This window comes from Bradyrhizobium sp. 21, from assembly GCF_023073335.1.
Lineage (GTDB): Bacteria > Pseudomonadota > Alphaproteobacteria > Rhizobiales > Xanthobacteraceae > Bradyrhizobium.
Genome location: NZ_JADPJG010000002.1, coordinates 553,869 through 570,172 on the forward strand (window position 1 = coordinate 553,869; position 16,304 = coordinate 570,172).

The 16,304-nt window shown below is 64.9% G+C and carries 16 protein-coding genes; 5 read left to right on the top strand and 11 right to left on the bottom strand.

The genetic code is table 11. The features are described from left to right. Positions 1-5: 5 nt before the first annotated feature. From IVB31_RS02515 to IVB31_RS02535, 5 genes are all read right to left on the bottom strand, one after another. Positions 6-875, bottom strand: a complete 870-nt coding sequence (locus IVB31_RS02515) for an ABC transporter permease (RefSeq protein WP_247318140.1) — start codon at positions 873-875, stop codon at positions 6-8. Positions 876-880: 5 nt separating this feature from the next. Further along, entirely contained in the window at positions 881-1,756 is an 876-nt protein-coding gene (locus IVB31_RS02520) for an ABC transporter permease (protein WP_247318142.1), read from the bottom strand. After that, complete coding sequence (locus IVB31_RS02525; protein ID WP_247318144.1) at positions 1,753-2,535, bottom strand: IclR family transcriptional regulator; 783 nt, start codon at positions 2,533-2,535, stop codon at positions 1,753-1,755. Before IVB31_RS02525 ends, IVB31_RS02520 begins: the two co-directional genes overlap by 4 nt. A 195-nt stretch (positions 2,536-2,730) precedes the next feature. After that, positions 2,731-3,357: an alpha/beta hydrolase gene (locus tag IVB31_RS02530; RefSeq protein WP_247318146.1), complete on the bottom strand. Its 627-nt coding sequence runs from the start codon at positions 3,355-3,357 to the stop codon at positions 2,731-2,733. After that, a complete protein-coding gene (locus IVB31_RS02535; protein ID WP_247318148.1) occupies positions 3,354-4,292 on the bottom strand; it encodes a ring-cleaving dioxygenase in 939 nt (312 codons plus the stop codon). The genes IVB31_RS02530 and IVB31_RS02535 overlap by 4 nt, the downstream gene beginning before the upstream one ends. A 129-nt stretch (positions 4,293-4,421) precedes the next feature. Between IVB31_RS02535 and IVB31_RS02540 the strand changes: the two genes are divergently transcribed. Next, positions 4,422-5,303 (top strand): LysR family transcriptional regulator, encoded by an 882-nt coding sequence (locus IVB31_RS02540; RefSeq protein ID WP_247318151.1) that lies wholly within the window; start codon positions 4,422-4,424, stop codon positions 5,301-5,303. A gap of 398 nt (positions 5,304-5,701) precedes the next feature. Here IVB31_RS02540 and IVB31_RS02545 read toward each other — a convergent pair whose 3' ends face one another. Further along, complete coding sequence (locus tag IVB31_RS02545) at positions 5,702-8,398, bottom strand: hybrid sensor histidine kinase/response regulator (RefSeq protein ID WP_247318153.1); 2,697 nt, start codon at positions 8,396-8,398, stop codon at positions 5,702-5,704. Continuing rightward, complete coding sequence (locus IVB31_RS02550; protein ID WP_247318155.1) at positions 8,395-9,426, bottom strand: ABC transporter substrate-binding protein; 1,032 nt, start codon at positions 9,424-9,426, stop codon at positions 8,395-8,397. Before IVB31_RS02550 ends, IVB31_RS02545 begins: the two co-directional genes overlap by 4 nt. 62 nt (positions 9,427-9,488) lie before the next feature. Between IVB31_RS02550 and IVB31_RS02555 the strand changes: the two genes are divergently transcribed. Together IVB31_RS02555 and IVB31_RS02560 are read left to right on the top strand one after the other, a co-directional pair. Then, the gene (locus IVB31_RS02555) at positions 9,489-9,686 is read left to right on the top strand and encodes a hypothetical protein (protein WP_247318157.1); all 198 of its coding nucleotides are present in this window, start codon (positions 9,489-9,491) and stop codon (positions 9,684-9,686) included. Positions 9,687-9,744: 58 nt separating this feature from the next. After that, positions 9,745-10,878, top strand: coding sequence for a hypothetical protein (locus tag IVB31_RS02560; RefSeq protein ID WP_247318160.1), 1,134 nt, complete (start codon positions 9,745-9,747; stop codon positions 10,876-10,878). A 23-nt stretch (positions 10,879-10,901) separates the two neighbouring features. Here the strand turns inward: IVB31_RS02560 and bluB are convergent, their stop codons facing one another. Genes bluB through cobU form a run of 3 tightly spaced genes read right to left on the bottom strand, consistent with a single transcriptional unit; the run spans position 10,902 to position 12,821 of the window. Further along, on the bottom strand, positions 10,902-11,534 hold the full coding sequence (gene bluB, locus IVB31_RS02565; RefSeq protein ID WP_247318162.1) for a 5,6-dimethylbenzimidazole synthase: 633 nt from the start codon (positions 11,532-11,534) through the stop codon (positions 10,902-10,904). A gap of 4 nt (positions 11,535-11,538) precedes the next feature. After that, positions 11,539-12,321: an adenosylcobinamide-GDP ribazoletransferase gene (gene cobS, locus IVB31_RS02570; protein WP_247318165.1), complete on the bottom strand. Its 783-nt coding sequence runs from the start codon at positions 12,319-12,321 to the stop codon at positions 11,539-11,541. Continuing rightward, entirely contained in the window at positions 12,318-12,821 is a 504-nt protein-coding gene (cobU, locus tag IVB31_RS02575) for a bifunctional adenosylcobinamide kinase/adenosylcobinamide-phosphate guanylyltransferase (RefSeq protein WP_247318168.1), read from the bottom strand. Before cobU ends, cobS begins: the two co-directional genes overlap by 4 nt. A 121-nt stretch (positions 12,822-12,942) precedes the next feature. Between cobU and cbiB the strand changes: the two genes are divergently transcribed. Then, positions 12,943-13,884, top strand: coding sequence for an adenosylcobinamide-phosphate synthase CbiB (gene cbiB / locus IVB31_RS02580; protein ID WP_247318170.1), 942 nt, complete (start codon positions 12,943-12,945; stop codon positions 13,882-13,884). Between the two features lie 11 nt (positions 13,885-13,895). Next, positions 13,896-14,861, top strand: a complete 966-nt coding sequence (gene cobD, locus IVB31_RS02585; RefSeq protein ID WP_247318172.1) for a threonine-phosphate decarboxylase CobD — start codon at positions 13,896-13,898, stop codon at positions 14,859-14,861. Here cobD and IVB31_RS02590 read toward each other — a convergent pair. Beyond that, positions 14,850-16,298 (bottom strand): cobyric acid synthase, encoded by a 1,449-nt coding sequence (locus IVB31_RS02590; RefSeq protein WP_247318174.1) that lies wholly within the window; start codon positions 16,296-16,298, stop codon positions 14,850-14,852. The two genes, cobD and IVB31_RS02590, sit on opposite strands and share 12 nt — an antisense overlap. Positions 16,299-16,304: the final 6 nt, after the last annotated feature.

A 16,304-nucleotide genomic window follows, 5' to 3' on the forward strand; every position in this document is an offset into this window, starting at 1 on the left:
AGCGTTTACAATTTGACGTAGGAGCGTAAGCCCACCGTGCGGTCGAGCCCGATGACCACGACAAAGGCGAGCACGATCGAGACGACGGACGCAGCACCGATGGTGCCGTCCAGATCGAACTTGAGATAGTTGAACAGCGTGACCGGCAGCGTCTCGTTGCCCGGGCTGACCAGGAACAGCGAGACGGGGAACTGGTCGAAGGAGACGATGAAGGCAAAGATCGCGCCCGCGAGCACGCCGGGCTTGATCAGCGGCAGCGTCACCTCGAAGAAGGTGCGCAACGGGCTGGCGCCGAGATTCTGTGCGGCTTCTTCCAGCCGCGTGTCGAAATTATGCAGCACCGCGAGCGTCGTGCGCACCACATAAGGCAGCGTCACCAGCGTGTGGCCGGCAACCAGGCCCCAGGTCGGCCGTCCCACGTCGAGCAGCACATAGGTCTGGAACAGTGCAAGCCCGGTCAGGATCGCCGGCAGCATCAAAGGCGAAAGCATGGTCGCCACGATCAGGCGTGTACCCGGCAGGTTGCCGCGCGCCAGCGCCAGCGCCGCGGAGGCACCGAGCAGCGTTGCCGACACCGTGGTGAGCACCGCGACCTCCAGGCTGAACCAGAGCGCCTGCATGAAGTCGCGCGAGGCGAAGAACTTTTCGAACCAGCGCAAGGACACGCCGACCGGCGGAAACTGGATGAAGGGCGTCGGATTGAGGGCGAACACGACGACGACCGCGATCGGCGCCAGCAGGAAGACAAGGATGGCGATGTTGATCGCGAGATAGAGGTAACGGCCGTAGTGCCTGACGCGTCCGCTGGTGCGCGCGGGCGCCGCCTGCCGGACCGTGGCGTGCAATGGGCTGTGCGAGGCGGTGGTTTGCATCATCGGCCTCACTGCAAATCGTGCTGGCCGGAGACGAGGCCGAGCGCGCGGTTGTAGGCGACGACGAGCAGAAGCGAGATCATCAGCAGGACGATGCCGAGCGCGGCCGCGAAGCCGACATTGAAGTTCGCCGAGATCTGCTGATAGATCAGGATCGGCAGCGTCATGATCTGGAAGCCGCCGAGCAGGATCGGCGTGACATAGGCGCTGATCGCGAGCGCAAACACCAGAAGCGAGCCGGCGAGGATGCCGGGCAGGCTGAGCGGCAGCGTCACCTCGAGGAAGGCGCGCAAGGGGCTGGCGCCGAGATTTTCCGCAGCCTGCTCCAGCCGCTCGTCGATGCGGCCGATCACGCCTGTCAGCGTCAGCACCATGAAGGGAACGTAGATGTGCACGAGCCCGACCACGATGCCGGTCTCGGTGTACATCAGCTTCAGGGGCTGGCTGATGAGGCCGAGTGAGATCAGCGTCTGATTGATCACGCCCCTGTCGGAGAGCAACGTCATCCACGCGAAGGTACGTACCACGATGCCGGTCAGCATCGGCGCCAGCACCGCCATCAGCAGCAGCGCGTGCCCGGCGCGGCTTTTGATGCGCGCCATCCAATGCGCCAGCGGATAGCCGATCGCGAGCGCAACCAGTGTGGTGACGAGCCCGATCCGGATCGTGGTCCAGATCACCTCGAGATAAAAGGGATCGCCGATCATGCGGGCGTAGTGACGCGTGGTGAACGCGACCTTCGGCGCCACCACCGGATTGCCGGTGAGAATGCTCATCAGCGCCATCAGCCCGATCGGCAGGAAGAAGAACAAGGCAAACAGCAGCGCGCCCGGCAGAATGAACAGCGCAAGGCCATTGGGACGCTGGGCGGCTGCGCTGCTCATCGCGTCCCGGTCTGAACGCGGGTTGCGGGCTGGTCGATCGGATCGCCGGTCATCCGCCTGAGCTTTGTGGCCATCGCCACCAACTCGCGGCGGACATTGGCGCGCTCGGCTGCGGTGGTTGCCTGCACCGAATAGGATACCGCGATCCCGATCATCTCACCGGTTTCGCCGCTCTTCAGTGCAAAGCCTTGCGAGCCCACGCCCTCGATCGATTCGTCGGCCGCCTCGGACACGCCGGTGCGGCGAATCTCGTCGAGGCGCGCCATCAGCTGCTTGAAGCTTTGCGGCGAGTTGCGCGGCAACTTTGGATAGGTCGCGGGTAGCCGCGCGCGAACGTCCTCGTCGGACAGGCGCGCGAGCATGGCGCGGCCGTTCGAGGTGGCGGGCGCCGGCGTCCGCTGGCCCGGCGGATTGACGACGCGCAAGGGATTCGAGCCCGGAACGATCCTGAGCACGACCTGCTCGTAGCCGTCGAGCACGGCGATGTAGCCGGTGTGACCGGTGCGCGCGCAGACCTCGCGCAGCTCGCGCTCGGCCGTGCTGATGAGATCGTCATGGGCGCGGTGCAGGCGGCCGAGCTCGAAGGTGAGGAGACCCGGCCGGTAGCGGCGGGTGTGCGGATCCTGCTCAAGCAGGCCGCAATCGCGCAAAGAGCGCAGCAGGCGCGAGGTCGAGCTCTTCGGCTTGCCCGTCAGCGCCATCACGTCCGCGAACGACAGGTCGGGCCGCGCGCTGGAAAAGCAGTGCAGGATCTCGATGGCGTTGGTGAGTGCACTCATGAAGGCCGCTCTGGGCGTTGGTCCAAGGAAGTTCCAAATTTCGGAACCTTGTCCCAAATTCTAAGCCTGGCGCGGAAACGGGCAAGCGGAAATTTCGCGCAGGCTGGCGCCCGATTGCGCAGCTGCGACGGAAGGTCGCTTGCCATGTTTTTTAAGAACGGCGCACCGCGGTTGGGCGGTGCGCCGCTTCAGGGATCAGGCCGCCTCGGCGGCGACGTTGCCAATCCAGTCGCGGGCGAGCGTCACATCGGCTTGCGACAATTGATGGCCCGCCGGCAGGACCTTGTGGTCGACACGTGCACCCGCTTTGGACAGCAGCGCCGCAAGTTGCGACGAGTTGCTTGCCGGCACGATCGGGTCGGCTTGCCCGGACAGCAGCAGAACCGGTTTGCCGCCAAGCTCCGCCTTGGGAGGATCCGACAGCGGCACCATTGCGCGCAGCAGGATTGCGCCTGCAAGTACGTCTGGCCTAAGCAGCAACAGCGCGGCTGCAATGTTGGCGCCGTTGGAAAAGCCGACCGCAACGGGCGCGGCGATGCCGTATCGCTGCCGCGCCTCCGCGACGAAGTCGCCGAGCTCGAGCGCGCGGCGGCGAACGTCCTCCTCGTCGAACACGCCCTCGGCGAGACGGCGGAAGAAACGCGGCATGCCGTGTTCGAGCACGCGTCCGCGCGGCGAGAGCAGGGCGGAGCCCGGCGAGATCATCTTGCCGAGCCCGAGCAGGTCGTTCTCGTCGCCGCCGGTGCCGTGCAGCAAAAGCAGTGGAGCCGAGCCCGCATCGCGCGCGGGCTCGAAACGATGGATGAATGCGCTCTCGGTCACGACACCCTCTCTTCCAAATTAGGCAAAACGCCCTCGATCTGCTTGCGCTGTGCTTCGAGAAAGCTCGGCAGCTTCAGGTCACGCCCCAGCGTCGCAACGGGCTCGTCGACGGCGAAGCCGGGAATATCGGTCGCGATTTCGAACAGCACACCGCCGGGCTCGCGGAAGTAGATCGAGCGGAAGTAATTGCGGTCGCGCTGCTCGGTCGGGTGCAGACCGTGATTGCTCACGAGCTTTTGCGCCATCTTGCCCTGCTCGGCATCGTCGGCCGCGCGGAAGGCGATGTGATGGACCGAGCCTCCGCCCTGATGTCCGCGCAAAAAGCCCTTGGCTTCGTAGATGTCGACGACGCTGCCCTCGGCATCGCCCGGTGCCTTGAAGCGGATCACTGATCCCTCGCGTCCGGTCTCCTCGAAGCCGAACACGTCGGTGAGGACGGCCGCCGTCTTCGCTGCGCTGTCGAGCAGGAGCGTCACGCCATGGAAACCGCGGATCGCGTGCTCGGCGGGCACGTCGCCATTGCTCCAGCCGGGCTCGTTCTCGGCGCCGGATATCCCAACCAGCGCCAGCGCCATGCCATCAGGATCGGTGAACGGCAGCACCGACTCGCCGAAGCGCTTTTCCAGCGCCTCGTAGGCGATCCCCTTCTCGGTAAAGCGCTGGGTCCAGTAGCCGAGCGAGCGCTGCGGCACGCGGAACGCGGTCTGATGGGTCTCGCCGACGCCGCGGCGCCCGGCCGGCACACCGGCCCACGGGAAGAAGGTCAGGATGGTGCCTGGGCGGCCGGTCTCGTCGCCATAATAGAAGTGGTAGGTGCCCGGATCGTCGAAATTGACCGTCTTCTTGACGAAGCGCAGGCCGAGATCGCGGGTGTAGAAGCCGAAATTGCGGATGGGGTCGCCGGCGATCGCGGTGACATGGTGCAGTCCAGACATTGTCGTCCTCCAAAATTCGGGGAGCGGTCTTGCTCTGGACGGAAATATCGTTCCGCTTTGGATTGGAGACAATCCATGCAAATATGACGTCTATGTCTACGATTTGGAAACAATCGCCGGGAACTGGCCTTGGATAAGGTCGCCAGCCTCCGGGCCTTCGTGAAGGTGGTCGAGAGCGGCAGCTTTGCGGAAGCCGGCCGCCAGCTGCGGCTGTCGCGCTCGGCGATCAGCAAATACATCGCCGATCTCGAGGAGAGCCTCGGCGTCCAGCTCCTGAACCGGACCACCCGCCACGCGAGCCCGACCGAGAACGGCCAGCGCTATTTTGAGCGCACGGTGGTGATCCTCTCGGAGATCGAGGCCGCCGACCAGGCGGTGACGCAAGCCCAGTCGGCGCCGCGGGGACTGCTGCGCGTCAACGCGCCGATGTCGTTCGGCACGATGCGACTCGGGCCGGTGCTGGCCGACTTCATGGCGCGATATCCCGAGCTGCAGCTCCAGCTCGTACTCAGCGACGATCTGCTCGATCCGGTGCAGGATGGTTTTGACGTGACGTTGCGGATCGCGGAGCTGGAGTCCTCGAGCCTGATCGCGCGAAAAATCATGCCGGTAGCGCGCATGATCTGCGCTTCGCCCGATTATCTCGCACGTCACGGCACGCCAAAACATCCGCAGGATCTTCGCGAGCACACTTCGCTGACCTACGGCTTCCTGCTCACCGGCAACCAGTGGAAGCTCACCGGCGCGGACGGCGATCACTGGATCCAGCCGGCCTGGTCGCTCTGCGTCAACAATGCCGAAGTGCTGCGCGACGTCGCGATCAAGGGCAGGGGGCTCGCGCTGCTGCCGGAGTTCATCGCAGCCGACGCTTTAAGGAACGGCGAGCTGCGGACGGTGCTGAATGATTATTCCGCACCACCGCTCGCCCTCTACGCGGTCTATCCGCCGACGCGGCATCTGTCGGTGAAGGTGCGGCTGTTTATCGATTTTCTTGTCGAACGGTTTGGCTAGGGTATGAAAAAGGCCGCAACCGAGGAAGGCTGCAGACTGTATGGCAACGCTGATTCATGAGGTTTGGATAGACGCGAACGGTTTGTCGAGTGTGTGCTTGGCAGGGCCGCACGGCGCGAACTGTCGCAATCTGCTGGATCAACCGGCGCGGCTGATTCATACGTTCGAGGCCGGAAGTCACTATGAGGCTATGACAACTTATTTTCGTTTTCAGGGCTGGGATGTCTATACGACTGACTTTGCGATAGATCACGAGCCGTATCCGGACAAATTGTCAGACTCTTAATTGGCCGAATACGGGCTTAATTCCACGAGCGTAGGATGGGTAGAGCCCTTGCGAAACCCATCATGCTTCCGAGCGCACGAAAGCGATGGGTTTCGCTGACGCTCTACCCATCCTACGAACCGATCAACCGCTGCTCGGCCGGCCGAAGCAATTCGTCCAGCGCGCTCATCGAGGCCTCTCGAAGCGCGGTGAGATCGCGCGCGGCATTCTGGCATTCAGGCGGGGACATCGAGGCCGCTGCCAGCTCGATCTCGCGGCAGCGCTCGAACAGGCGGACGAGGCCGAGCGCGCTCGCGGCGCTGCCGAGTTGATGCGCAAGCCGCGCGAGCTGTGTGGGATCGCCAAGCTCCGCGGCCTTGGCGATGTCCGCGATCAGCCTTTCGCTGGTCTCCTCCAGCAGATGTTGGAGTTTTGCGATCTGCATGGTGCCCAGCAATTCCTTCTGGTCGTCGAGAAAATGCCTGTCGATCAGCGCGCCTTCGGCGAGTTGCACTGCTGCCGGCTCGTGCTGCGGATCGTCCTCGATCGCCTCGCGCAGCGCATTGATCAGGATCGGCTTGCTGACGATCTTGGCGATGCCGGCGCCTGCGAGCCGTTCGCGGGCGCTGGTGGACACATCGGCGGTCACGGCGATGATGCGCGGCATCCGCGGTAAATCGAGCTTGCCGATCCGCGACGCCGCCTCCACCCCGTCCATGTCGGGCATGTGCAGATCCATCAGGATGATGTCGAACGCCTGGTCGCGGGCGAGCTCTACGGCCGGCGCGCCGCTCGTGGCGATCGTGACGTCGTGGCCGAGCCTCTTCAGGATTGCTTCGCCGACCTCGCAATTGACGGGGTCGTCGTCGACCAGCAGCACGCGGAGTCGCCGTGACGGCGGCGGAAGCGCGCTTTGCGCGATGCCGCCCGTGGCGAGGCCGAGCGGCACTTCGAGCATGAACGAGCTGCCCGCACCCGGCGTGCTCTCGACCGTCAGCTCGCCCCGCATCAGGCGGGTGAGGCGGCGCGCGATCGCCAGCCCCAGGCCGGTGCCGCCAAATCTCCTGGCGATGCTGTCGTCGGCCTGGACGAAATCCTCAAAGATCCGCTCGTGCATGTCGGGCGCGATGCCGATGCCGGTATCGCGAACGGTGATGCGCAGCACGACATGATCGTCATGTCGCTCCGCGGCCGCGTTCAAGGCGATGCCGCCGCGTGGAGTGAACTTGATCGCGTTGCCGATCAAATTGAGCAGGATGCGATTGAGCCTGACAGGGTCGCCGTGCACGGAGATGCCAACCGTCGCATCGCAGGCGAGGTCGAAGGTCAGTCCCTTGCGGGAGGCCTGCGGCCGCATCAGATCGGCGGCGGTCTCGATCAGCTGGTCGAGGCGGAAATCGCGGGTCTCCAGAGTCTCGGCGCTGGCCTCCAGGCGCGCATATTCCAGGATGGCGTCGACCAGCGCGATCAGCGTTTCACCCGACGCGGCCGCGGTCGCGAGGCGGCGCCGCTGCGCTTCGCCGAGGCTGCCGTCGTCGAGCAATTGCAGCACGCCCATGACGCCGTTGAGCGGCGTGCGTAGCTCGTGGCTGACGACCGCGAGGAAGCGTGATTTTGTTTCGTTGGCCGCTACCGCCGCACTGCGCGCGCGCTCGGCGGCGTCGTGCTCGGCAAGGGCCTGGTCGCGGGCCTTCTCCAGCTCGGAGGTGCGCTCGATCACCTTGCGCTCGAGCGTGGCATACGACTCGCGCAAGTGAGCGGCCATCCGGTTGAACTGGTCGCCGAGCGCTTCCAGCTCGTCACCGGTCTTGATCGCGAGCCGCAGGCCGAGGTCGCCGCTCCCGATCCGCCGCGCGCCCTGCGTCAGGATCTGGATCGGCACGGCCATGCGCCGGCTGAGAAACAAGGAGACCAGCACCGCACAGGCCAGCAGAATGACCAGGAGAAACGTCGAGCGGCCGATCGATGCATAGATCGGCGCGTAGGCTTCGCTGAGCGGCAGCTCGACGAACACCAGCCAGCCCAGCGAGGGGACCGTGGCATAGGTCGACAGCACGCGTTGTCCGGACAGGTCTTCCTTGACCAGGCCACCCGAAGGCGGGCCCACGCCATCGAGCGCGGCGCGGACGTCCGCATGGCCGGAGAGATCGCTGCGGCGTAGCGCCCGCCACAAATCGGGATGCGCGATCAGGATTCCCATGCGGTCGACCACATAGGCTTTGCCGGTGTTGCCGACCCTGATCCCGGCGACCAGGTCCCAGATGAAGCGAAGATTGACCTCGGCAATGATCACATCCGGCGTGCGGCCAGTTCCGCGCGTGGCAAGCGTCATGAATGGCTCAGTGTCGCCGAAGAAGTAGACCGGCCCGTAATAGGCCCGGCTTTCATTGGCGCCGCGAAAGGCCGGCGAGGCGGAGAGGTCGGCCTTGCTGCCGATCCTGTCCGCGACACGGCGCGACACGCGCACGTGCTCGCGGCCCTGCGCGTCGAGCTCGGCGATTTCCGCGATCGCGGGCGAGAGGCGCAAGAGGCGAATGGCATTCAGTCGCTCGTCCTCGTTCGTGGACAGTTCGGGGGGCAGGCGCGAGAGCCATCGGATCTGGTTTTCGATCTGGCCAATGAACTGGCCGATCTGAATGGCGGCGCTTGCTGCCTGCTCGCGCTGGGTTGCCGCCAGCAACTGCTTCTGCTCGCGATAGGAGAACCAGACGTCGAAGCCGGTGTTGATCGCAAGCGCCGCAAAGGCGAGGGCGACGATCGAGTAGAGATATTTGCGGAACAGCCGGCCGGGAGGCGTACGCAAAGATCCCTGGTCCACCGTCTCGTTCACTCGCGGATCTCGTCGGCGCGTGCGAGCAGCGTGAATGGAATGGTCAATCCGAGCGAGCGGGCGACCGTACGGTTGATCAAGAGCTCGTATTTCCGCGGCGATTGCACCGGCAGATCGCCGGCCTTGGTGCCGCGCAGGATGAGATCGACATAATCGGCCGAGCGCACTTCAAGTGTTGGCCCGTAGCTCATCAGCCCGCCCGCATCCATGAAATAATGGAACGGATAAATCGTGGGCACGCGATATTTGGCCGCCGCCGCCACGACCGCCTGCCGATTGACCACGAGGAAGCTGTCGACCAGCGCGATCATCGCCGCCTTGGGCGGTTCGGAGAAGCGCCTGACGGCTTCGTCGATGTCCGTTGGTGCGTTGACGGGCGCGGCGACCACGGGCACGCCGGACATAGCGGCCTCCTGCTCGATGGAGTCGAGGAAGAAGCGGCCGGCGCGCGGTGTGGTCGCCGGATTGAACAGGATACCGACGCGCGCAAGATCAGGCACGGCTTCCCGGATCAGTTGAAGCCATTTGCCGCCCATCTCGGCGGTGCTGTTGGTAAAGCCGGTGACGTTGCCGCCGGGATGCGCGAGGCTCTGAACGAAGCCATTGCCGACGGGATCGTTGGCGGTCGCGAACACGATCGGGATGGTTTTGGTCGCCTCCAGGACGGCTGCGGTTTCGACCGTCGAGCCGGTCAGGATCACGTCCGGCTTGAGCTCCAGCAATTCCTTGACCGCGGTCTTCAGTCGGTCCGATGCGCCGAAAGTCGAACGGAGTTCGAAGCGGTAGTTGACGCCTTCGACCCAGCCTCGCTGCCTCAAGCCGACGATGAGGCCACCGAGGCGCGAGGTCGGGCTGTCGATCATGCTCCTTCTGGTCAATTCGTCGTCGAGCGGTAACGCCGTCAGCGATGCCACGACCCGCATGCGATCGGATGTTGCGCCGAGCGCCAACCATCCCGCAGCGGTTGTGCCCGCAAGGCGAATGAACCCACGGCGATCGACCGCGAGCGCGGAAGGCCGTTCGGTCATGATTCTTTGCATGATGGTTTGCCCTGGAACGGATGCTTAGCGCGAACGGCCGGCATCCACAATTGACGAAAAAACGCACTTATGAACGTTCATTCGCAGCGTTGCAGCCCGATACCGCAGGTTTCGGCACCTACGGCTTCGCCGATTGGGGCGCGGTGTATTCGACGTTCCCCGGGATCATCGAGCTTGGCGAGGTCGACGCCGCTCAAGGCGAGCGGTCCGGCAGCACCTCGCCGCCCCGTCGGCATTCCGGGGGTTGATTAAATCGACGCCTTGCGGTTGCATGCGCCAGTTGCGCTACTGGACGGGCGAACGCAGATGGCTGCCACAGATCCGAATGCCGAGCCGGTCGTGCAGAGCCTCGAGCGCTATCGCCTGCGCCTCGGCTTCTGGCAGGCCATATGGGGCACGCTGATCAGCGGAGGCGTGGCGGTCGCGATCCCGGCTGCGGTCGAAGCCTATAAAGCACAGCTCGATCTCAGGAAGGCGGAGCAGGAGGTCGCTCTCAAGCAAAAGGAAATCGAGAGCAAGGCCCAGGACCTGCACCAGACCTACATTTCGAAGTTCATCGACACGGCCCTGAATCAGGACATCGAGCTGCGTCTGCGCTTCTCGGAATACTTCTCCTATGTCTCGGACAAGGAAAGCAGGGATCAATGGAGACTGTATCACGACGGGCTGGAGAAGCGGCGCGATATCACCAAGCAAGACATCAACGACAAGGAGACACGTGTCGCACACCTCAGTGCGCTTCCCAAGCAAACCGAAGCAGAGCAAATCGAGCTTCAGAAACTGAAACGAGAGCTCGAGTGGAACTATGCAGAGGTCGGATACGCAAGACAGGACAGCAACATCACCGTGCCGAGCTCAGCGGCTCCTGGTTCGCGGTTTGATTCCAAGGCCATCCAATCGGAGGCTGAGCAACTCTTTGACCAGGCGATCATCGATCCGAAGCGCCTATCCGATTTGGAGAAGGTCGTTGAGCGCATAAAAGCGAACCAGGAACGATACCGGGTCATCGAGACCAAGACGGGGGTGCCATGGTACGTCGTGGCGTTGGTTCACGGGGATGCCAATTTTGACTTTTCTCGTCATCTGAATGGCGATCCATTGTCTGCCAGAACCGTGACCGTACCGAAGGGGCGACCCGTGCAGGGCGATCCGCCGTTCTCGTGGGAGGATAGCACGATCGACTTCATAACCCTCCTTCGCTGGCAGAGCGTTGACTGGTCCGGCGTCGGAGCGGTGTTGTACAGGCTGGAAACTTTCAACGGCCTAGGCTACCGCAGTCGCAACGTCAGATCGCCGTATGTCTGGGGCTGCACCAATTTGTACGTTTCCGGGAAGTTCGGACCTGACGCCACGTTCGATCCGAATTTGAAGGATCCGCGATGTGGAACGGGAGCGCTGCTGAAAGTGCTCGTGCAGAGCAAGATCGTTGAGCTGCCGTAGCGGGTAAAGGCGGGCGAGGCGCTTCAGCGCCGCAGCGTGAACTCATCCGCGCCGCGTCGCTGCTCCCATTTCGCCTGCTCCAGCTCAGGCTGGTCACATTCGGCCTCCGGATAGCCGATGCAGAGATAGGCGATGAACTTCCAGGTATCCGGCACGTCGAGAACGGCGTGAATGCGCGCAGGGCTCAGGATCGACACCCAGCCAAGTCCGATGCCTTCGGCGCGCGCGGCGAGCCACATCGCGGTGATCGCCGCGACCACGGAGTATTCCGTTGTCTCCGGCATGGTGGCGCGGCCGAGGCCGTGGCCGATGTCGCTGGCCTTGTCCGCGAACACGGCGAGGTGGGCGGGCGCCTGTTCGAGGCCCGACAGTTTCAGCGTCGCATAGCGCGCGGCGCGCTCACCGGCGTAGGCATTCAGCGCGTCGGCGTTGCACGCTTTGAAGTCGTCGATCACGGCGCGGCGCCTTGCGGCTTCATCGACGATGACGAAGCGCCAGGGCTGGCTGAGGCCGACCGAGGGCGAGAGGCAGGCGGTCTCGATCAGACGATCGATGGCGCCGTCCGGCAGCGGGTCGCTGCGAAAGCGACGCACGTCGCGGCGCCACACGAACAGCTCGCGCAGATGTTGGCGGAAAATATCGTCGAACTCGACCACGATTTCAGCCTCCCATCTGGAAAGCTGCCGCAACCAGGAGGATCAGGATCTCGCCGCTCTGTTCGAACGCGCCGAGGATATCGCCGGTCTGCCCGCCGATCTGGCGGATCGCGAGCCGCGCCAAGATTAGGCCGGCGAGGGACAGCAGGATCAGGCCAACGAGCGCCTTGCCCGGCCCGAGGGCTAGGGCGAGGGCGAGGGTTCCAAGAGCGAAGGCGATGGCGATGCTGCGGCCGGGCGGCGCTCCCGCGCTCGCCGACAATCCATCAGGCCGCGCCGGCGGCACCAGCGACATGAAGGCGGGCAGGCCGGCGCGAGCAGCAATGTGCGCCGCGCACAGCGCGAGCATGACCGCCCATGGATTGGCGATGGCGGCGATTGCGCTCCAGCGCAGGCCGAACGACAGGATCAGCGCGCAGACGCCATAGGTCCCGATCCGGCTGTCACGCATGATCTCGAGCTTGCGCGCGCGCGTTTGGCCGCCGCCGAGCCCGTCGGCGGTATCGGCAAGGCCGTCCTCGTGCAGCGCGCCGGTGAGGAGGGCGGTGGCAGCGAGTGCGAGCAGCGCGGCAAGGTTCGGTGGCAGTCCGAACCGGCTGGCGATCTTGTAGACCAAGGCGCCGGCGAGGCCGACCAGCAGACCGGCGACGGGCAGCGCCCAGGTGGCCCGCGCGATGGCGTCGTCAGCGGCGGGCTTCGACGATGCCACCGGGAGGATCGTCACGAACGATGCAGCCAACGTGAGATCGGCAATGACGTCTTTCAAAAGTTCCGCGCGCGGCCTCATTTCAATTTCATCGGCAAGCCGGCGACCACAAACTCGACCTCGTCGGCAATAGCAGCGATGATCTGGTTCATGATCCCGGCGGCGTCGCGAAAGCTGCGCGCGAGCGCGTTGTCGGGCACGATACCGAGGCCGACTTCGTTGGTGACGAAAATGACCGGGCTCTTCTGGGCGCGCAGGAAGACAGCGAGCTTCATGACATCGTGCTCCCAATCGCGCTGCGCATGCATCATGTTGGAGAGCCACAGGGTCAGGCAGTCCACCAGCCTTGGGCCGCCGCCATCGGTTTCGATCAGCGCCTGCAGGAGATCGAGTGGTACCTCCCGCTCGATCCAATCTGTTGAGCGCCGTCTGCGATGCTTTGCGATGCGTGCTTCCATTTCTGCATCGAGCGCCTCGGCTGTCGCGATGTAGATGGGCTGGCCCGGAAGGCTGCGCGCGCGCTTTTCCGCATGGGCGCTCTTGCCCGATCGCGTTCCGCCCGTGATCAAGATGACGGCCATGAAGGTCTCCTGTTGGCCTGACTAATCACCAAACGCGGCCAAAGACAAAGCCGAAATCCGCCAGCCGGGGGCTTGCGCTCACCCCTCGCTTTGCGCAACAGGGGCGGGACAGGAGGCGTGCGTGGGTTTTGCGGGTGCGATGGCGGTAGCGATGGCGGTGGATGCCCTGTTGGGTTGGCCGTCGTGGTTGTTCGCGCGGATCGGTCATCCCGTGACCTGGCTCGGCCGGCTGATCAGCGCCATCGACACCGCCTGGAATCGGCCGTCCGATCCGCCGGCGTTTCGCCGCGCGGCGGGCATCGCCGGCGCGCTCGTGGTGATCGCGCTCTCTGTCGCGCTCGGCTGGGCGGTTCAGTCCTTGCTTCCCTTGGGCTGGATCCAGATCGTGCTGGTCGGCGTCCTGGCCTGGCCGCTGGTCGCCTTGCGCTCGTTGCACGACCACGTTGCTGCCGTTGCAAATCCCTTGCGGGCCGGTGACATCGCCGCCGCACGCGACGCGGTGTCCCGCATCGTCGGGCGCGATCCCGCGGCGCTCGACGAGGCCGGCATCGCGCGTGCGACGATCGAGAGCCTCGCCGAAAATGCCTCCGATGGCATCGTGGCGCCGGTGTTCTGGGGTGCGCTGTTCGGCTTGCCGGGTATCCTTGGCTACAAGGCGATCAACACGCTGGACTCCATGATCGGCCATCGCAGCGAACGCCACGAGGCCTTCGGCTGGGCCGCGGCGCGCATCGACGATGTCGCCAATTTCATTCCGGCGCGCCTGACCGGATTCTTGTTCGTACTGCTCGCGCCGCAGCGAACGGAGGCGCTGTCGTGCACGACGCGGGACGCGCGCCGTCACCGTTCGCCCAACGCCGGCTGGCCGGAAGCGGCCATGGCAGGGGCGCTCGGTGTGCGGCTCAGCGGCCCCCGCATCTATCACGGCAGCACCACGAACGAGCCCTGGCTCAACGAAGGTGCGCGCGATCCGCTTGCCGCCGACATCGGCGAGGGGCTGACGATCTATCGCCGCGCCATGCTGCTGCTGGCCGGCATCCTTGCGATCCTGGCCTTCGCGTGAAAGAACGAGGCATGCGCGAGCACGGTGGAAATCTCGATCTGGCCCAGCAGCGCTTTGGCGGGCGCGCGGAGGACTGGATCGATCTGTCCACCGGAATCAACCGGCTGCCGTATCCCGTGGAGGAGGTGGGCGAGCGCGCGTGGACCGCGCTGCCGTCGCGCGCCGAGATCGAGACCCTGCATCAGGCGGCGCAGCACGCCTATCGCACAAGCGCGGCGGTCGTCGCGCTTGGCGGCGCGCAAGCCGCAATTCAACTGCTGCCGCAACTGGCGCCGCGTGGTCACGCGCGCATCCTCGCGCCGACCTACAATGAATATGCAGGAGTCTTGTCGGCCGCGGGCTGGGATGTCCAGGAGGTTGGGGAACTCGACTCGCTGACAGGCGCGGACCTCGCCATCGTCGTCAATCCCAACAATCCCGATGGCGGATGCCATGCGCCAAAGGATTTGTTGGCGCTGCTTCCGCGTGTTGGTCGCCTCGTCATCGACGAAAGCTTTGCCGATGCCGTTCCGAACTTGTCGCTCGCGCCGGAAGCAGATCGGCCGGGACTGCTGATCCTGCGCTCCTTCGGAAAGTTTTATGGTCTTGCCGGCCTGCGTCTCGGCTTTGCGCTCGGCAATTCGTCCGACATCGGCAAGCTCGCGGCGATGTCAGGACCTTGGCCGGTCTCGGGCGCGGCGATCGCAATCGGCTGCCGCGCGTTGCGCGACGATGTCTGGGCCGCGGCGACCTCAGCGCGGCTTGCGCGCGACTGTGTTCGACTTGATGACATGGTGGAAGCGCAAGGCTGGCGGCTCGTTGGCGGGACGCCACTGTTTCGTCTCTATGAGACGCCTGACGGGCTTGCCGCGCAGGAGAAGCTCGCGCGTAGCCAAATCTGGTCTCGCGTGTTTGCACAGAAACCGACGTGGTTGCGCCTCGGACTTCCGGGCAGCGAGTCCGAATGGACGCGCCTCGCCAAAATCCTAGCGCGCTAGCGCGAGCAGGCCTGCGACGTCGAGATGTTTTTCGATGTGATCGGCGAGCGCGTCGAGCGCGCTCTCGACCCTGGCGTGATACGGCTCGTCACCCGCGGGAATATCGAGCTTTGCGAGATACGCCCTGCGAAATTCATCCGACGTGAACAGGCCGTGCAAATAACTACCCTGCACGCGGCCATCGCGCGAGATCGCGCCTTCCGGCTCGCCGTTCAGTTTCGCAAATGGCCGCGCGCGGTCAGGCCCGTCAGTGCGGCCGATGTGGATTTCGTAGGCCTCGATCAGCTGATCCGTCGCGGCATGCACGGCCGCAACACGCGTCAGCGTCTTCTGCGGGCTCATCACCGTTTCCACGTCCAGAAGCCCAAGGCCGGGCGTGTCGCCCGCGGGGCCTTCGATGCCATCGGGATCAGTGACGCTACGTCCGAGCATCTGATAGCCGCCGCAGAGGCCGAGGACGTGGCCACCGCGGCGATGATGCGCGAGCAGATCGATGTCCCAGCCCTGCGCGCGCAAAAATGCGAGGTCGCCGCGGGTGGATTTGGAGCCGGGGAGGATCACGAGGCGCACGTCGCCGGGGATGGCTTCGCCCGGACGCACCATCACGAGATCGATGCCAGGCTCGAGCTTGAGCGGATCGAGATCGTCGAAATTGGCGATCCGCGACAGCGCGAGGCAAGCGATCTTGCATTGCCCGGGTTTTCGCGCATCACTCAGGCCCAGCGCGTCCTCGGCCGGCAGCTCGCCGGCGCGCGCAAACCAGGGCAGCACGCCAAAGCCGCGCCATCCCGTTCTCTGCTCGATAAGCTCGTAGCCGTCATCGAACAGCGTGGGATCGCCGCGGAACTTGTTGATGACAAAGCCCTGGATCATCGCGGCATCATCAAGGTCGATCACCGTCTTGATGCCGACGAGCTGGGCGATGACGCCGCCACGATCGATGTCGCCGACCAGCACGACCGGCACGCCGGCCTTGCGTGCAAAACCCATATTGGCGATGTCGGCCTTGCGCAAATTGACCTCGGCCGGACTGCCGGCGCCCTCGACCAGCACGAGATCGGCGCGCGTCTTCAGCCGCTCGAAGCTTTCCAGCACGGCGCGCATCAGCGAGGGCTTCATCGCCGCGTATTCACGCGCACGCACGGTCGCGATCCGCTTTCCCTGCACGATGACCTGTGCGCCGACATCGGTCTCGGGCTTCAGCAGCACCGGGTTCATGTCGGTGTGCGGCTCGGCGCCGGCGGCGAGCGCCTGCAGCGCCTGGGCGCGGCCGATCTCGCCACCGTCGACGGTGACGGCCGCATTGTTCGACATGTTCTGCGGCTTGAACGGGAGCACGCGCAGGCCGCGCCGCGTGAAGGCGCGTGCAAGGCCGGCGACGATGAGCGACTTGCCCACGTCAGATCCGGCCCCCTGGATCATCAATGCGCGTGTCATCGCGAT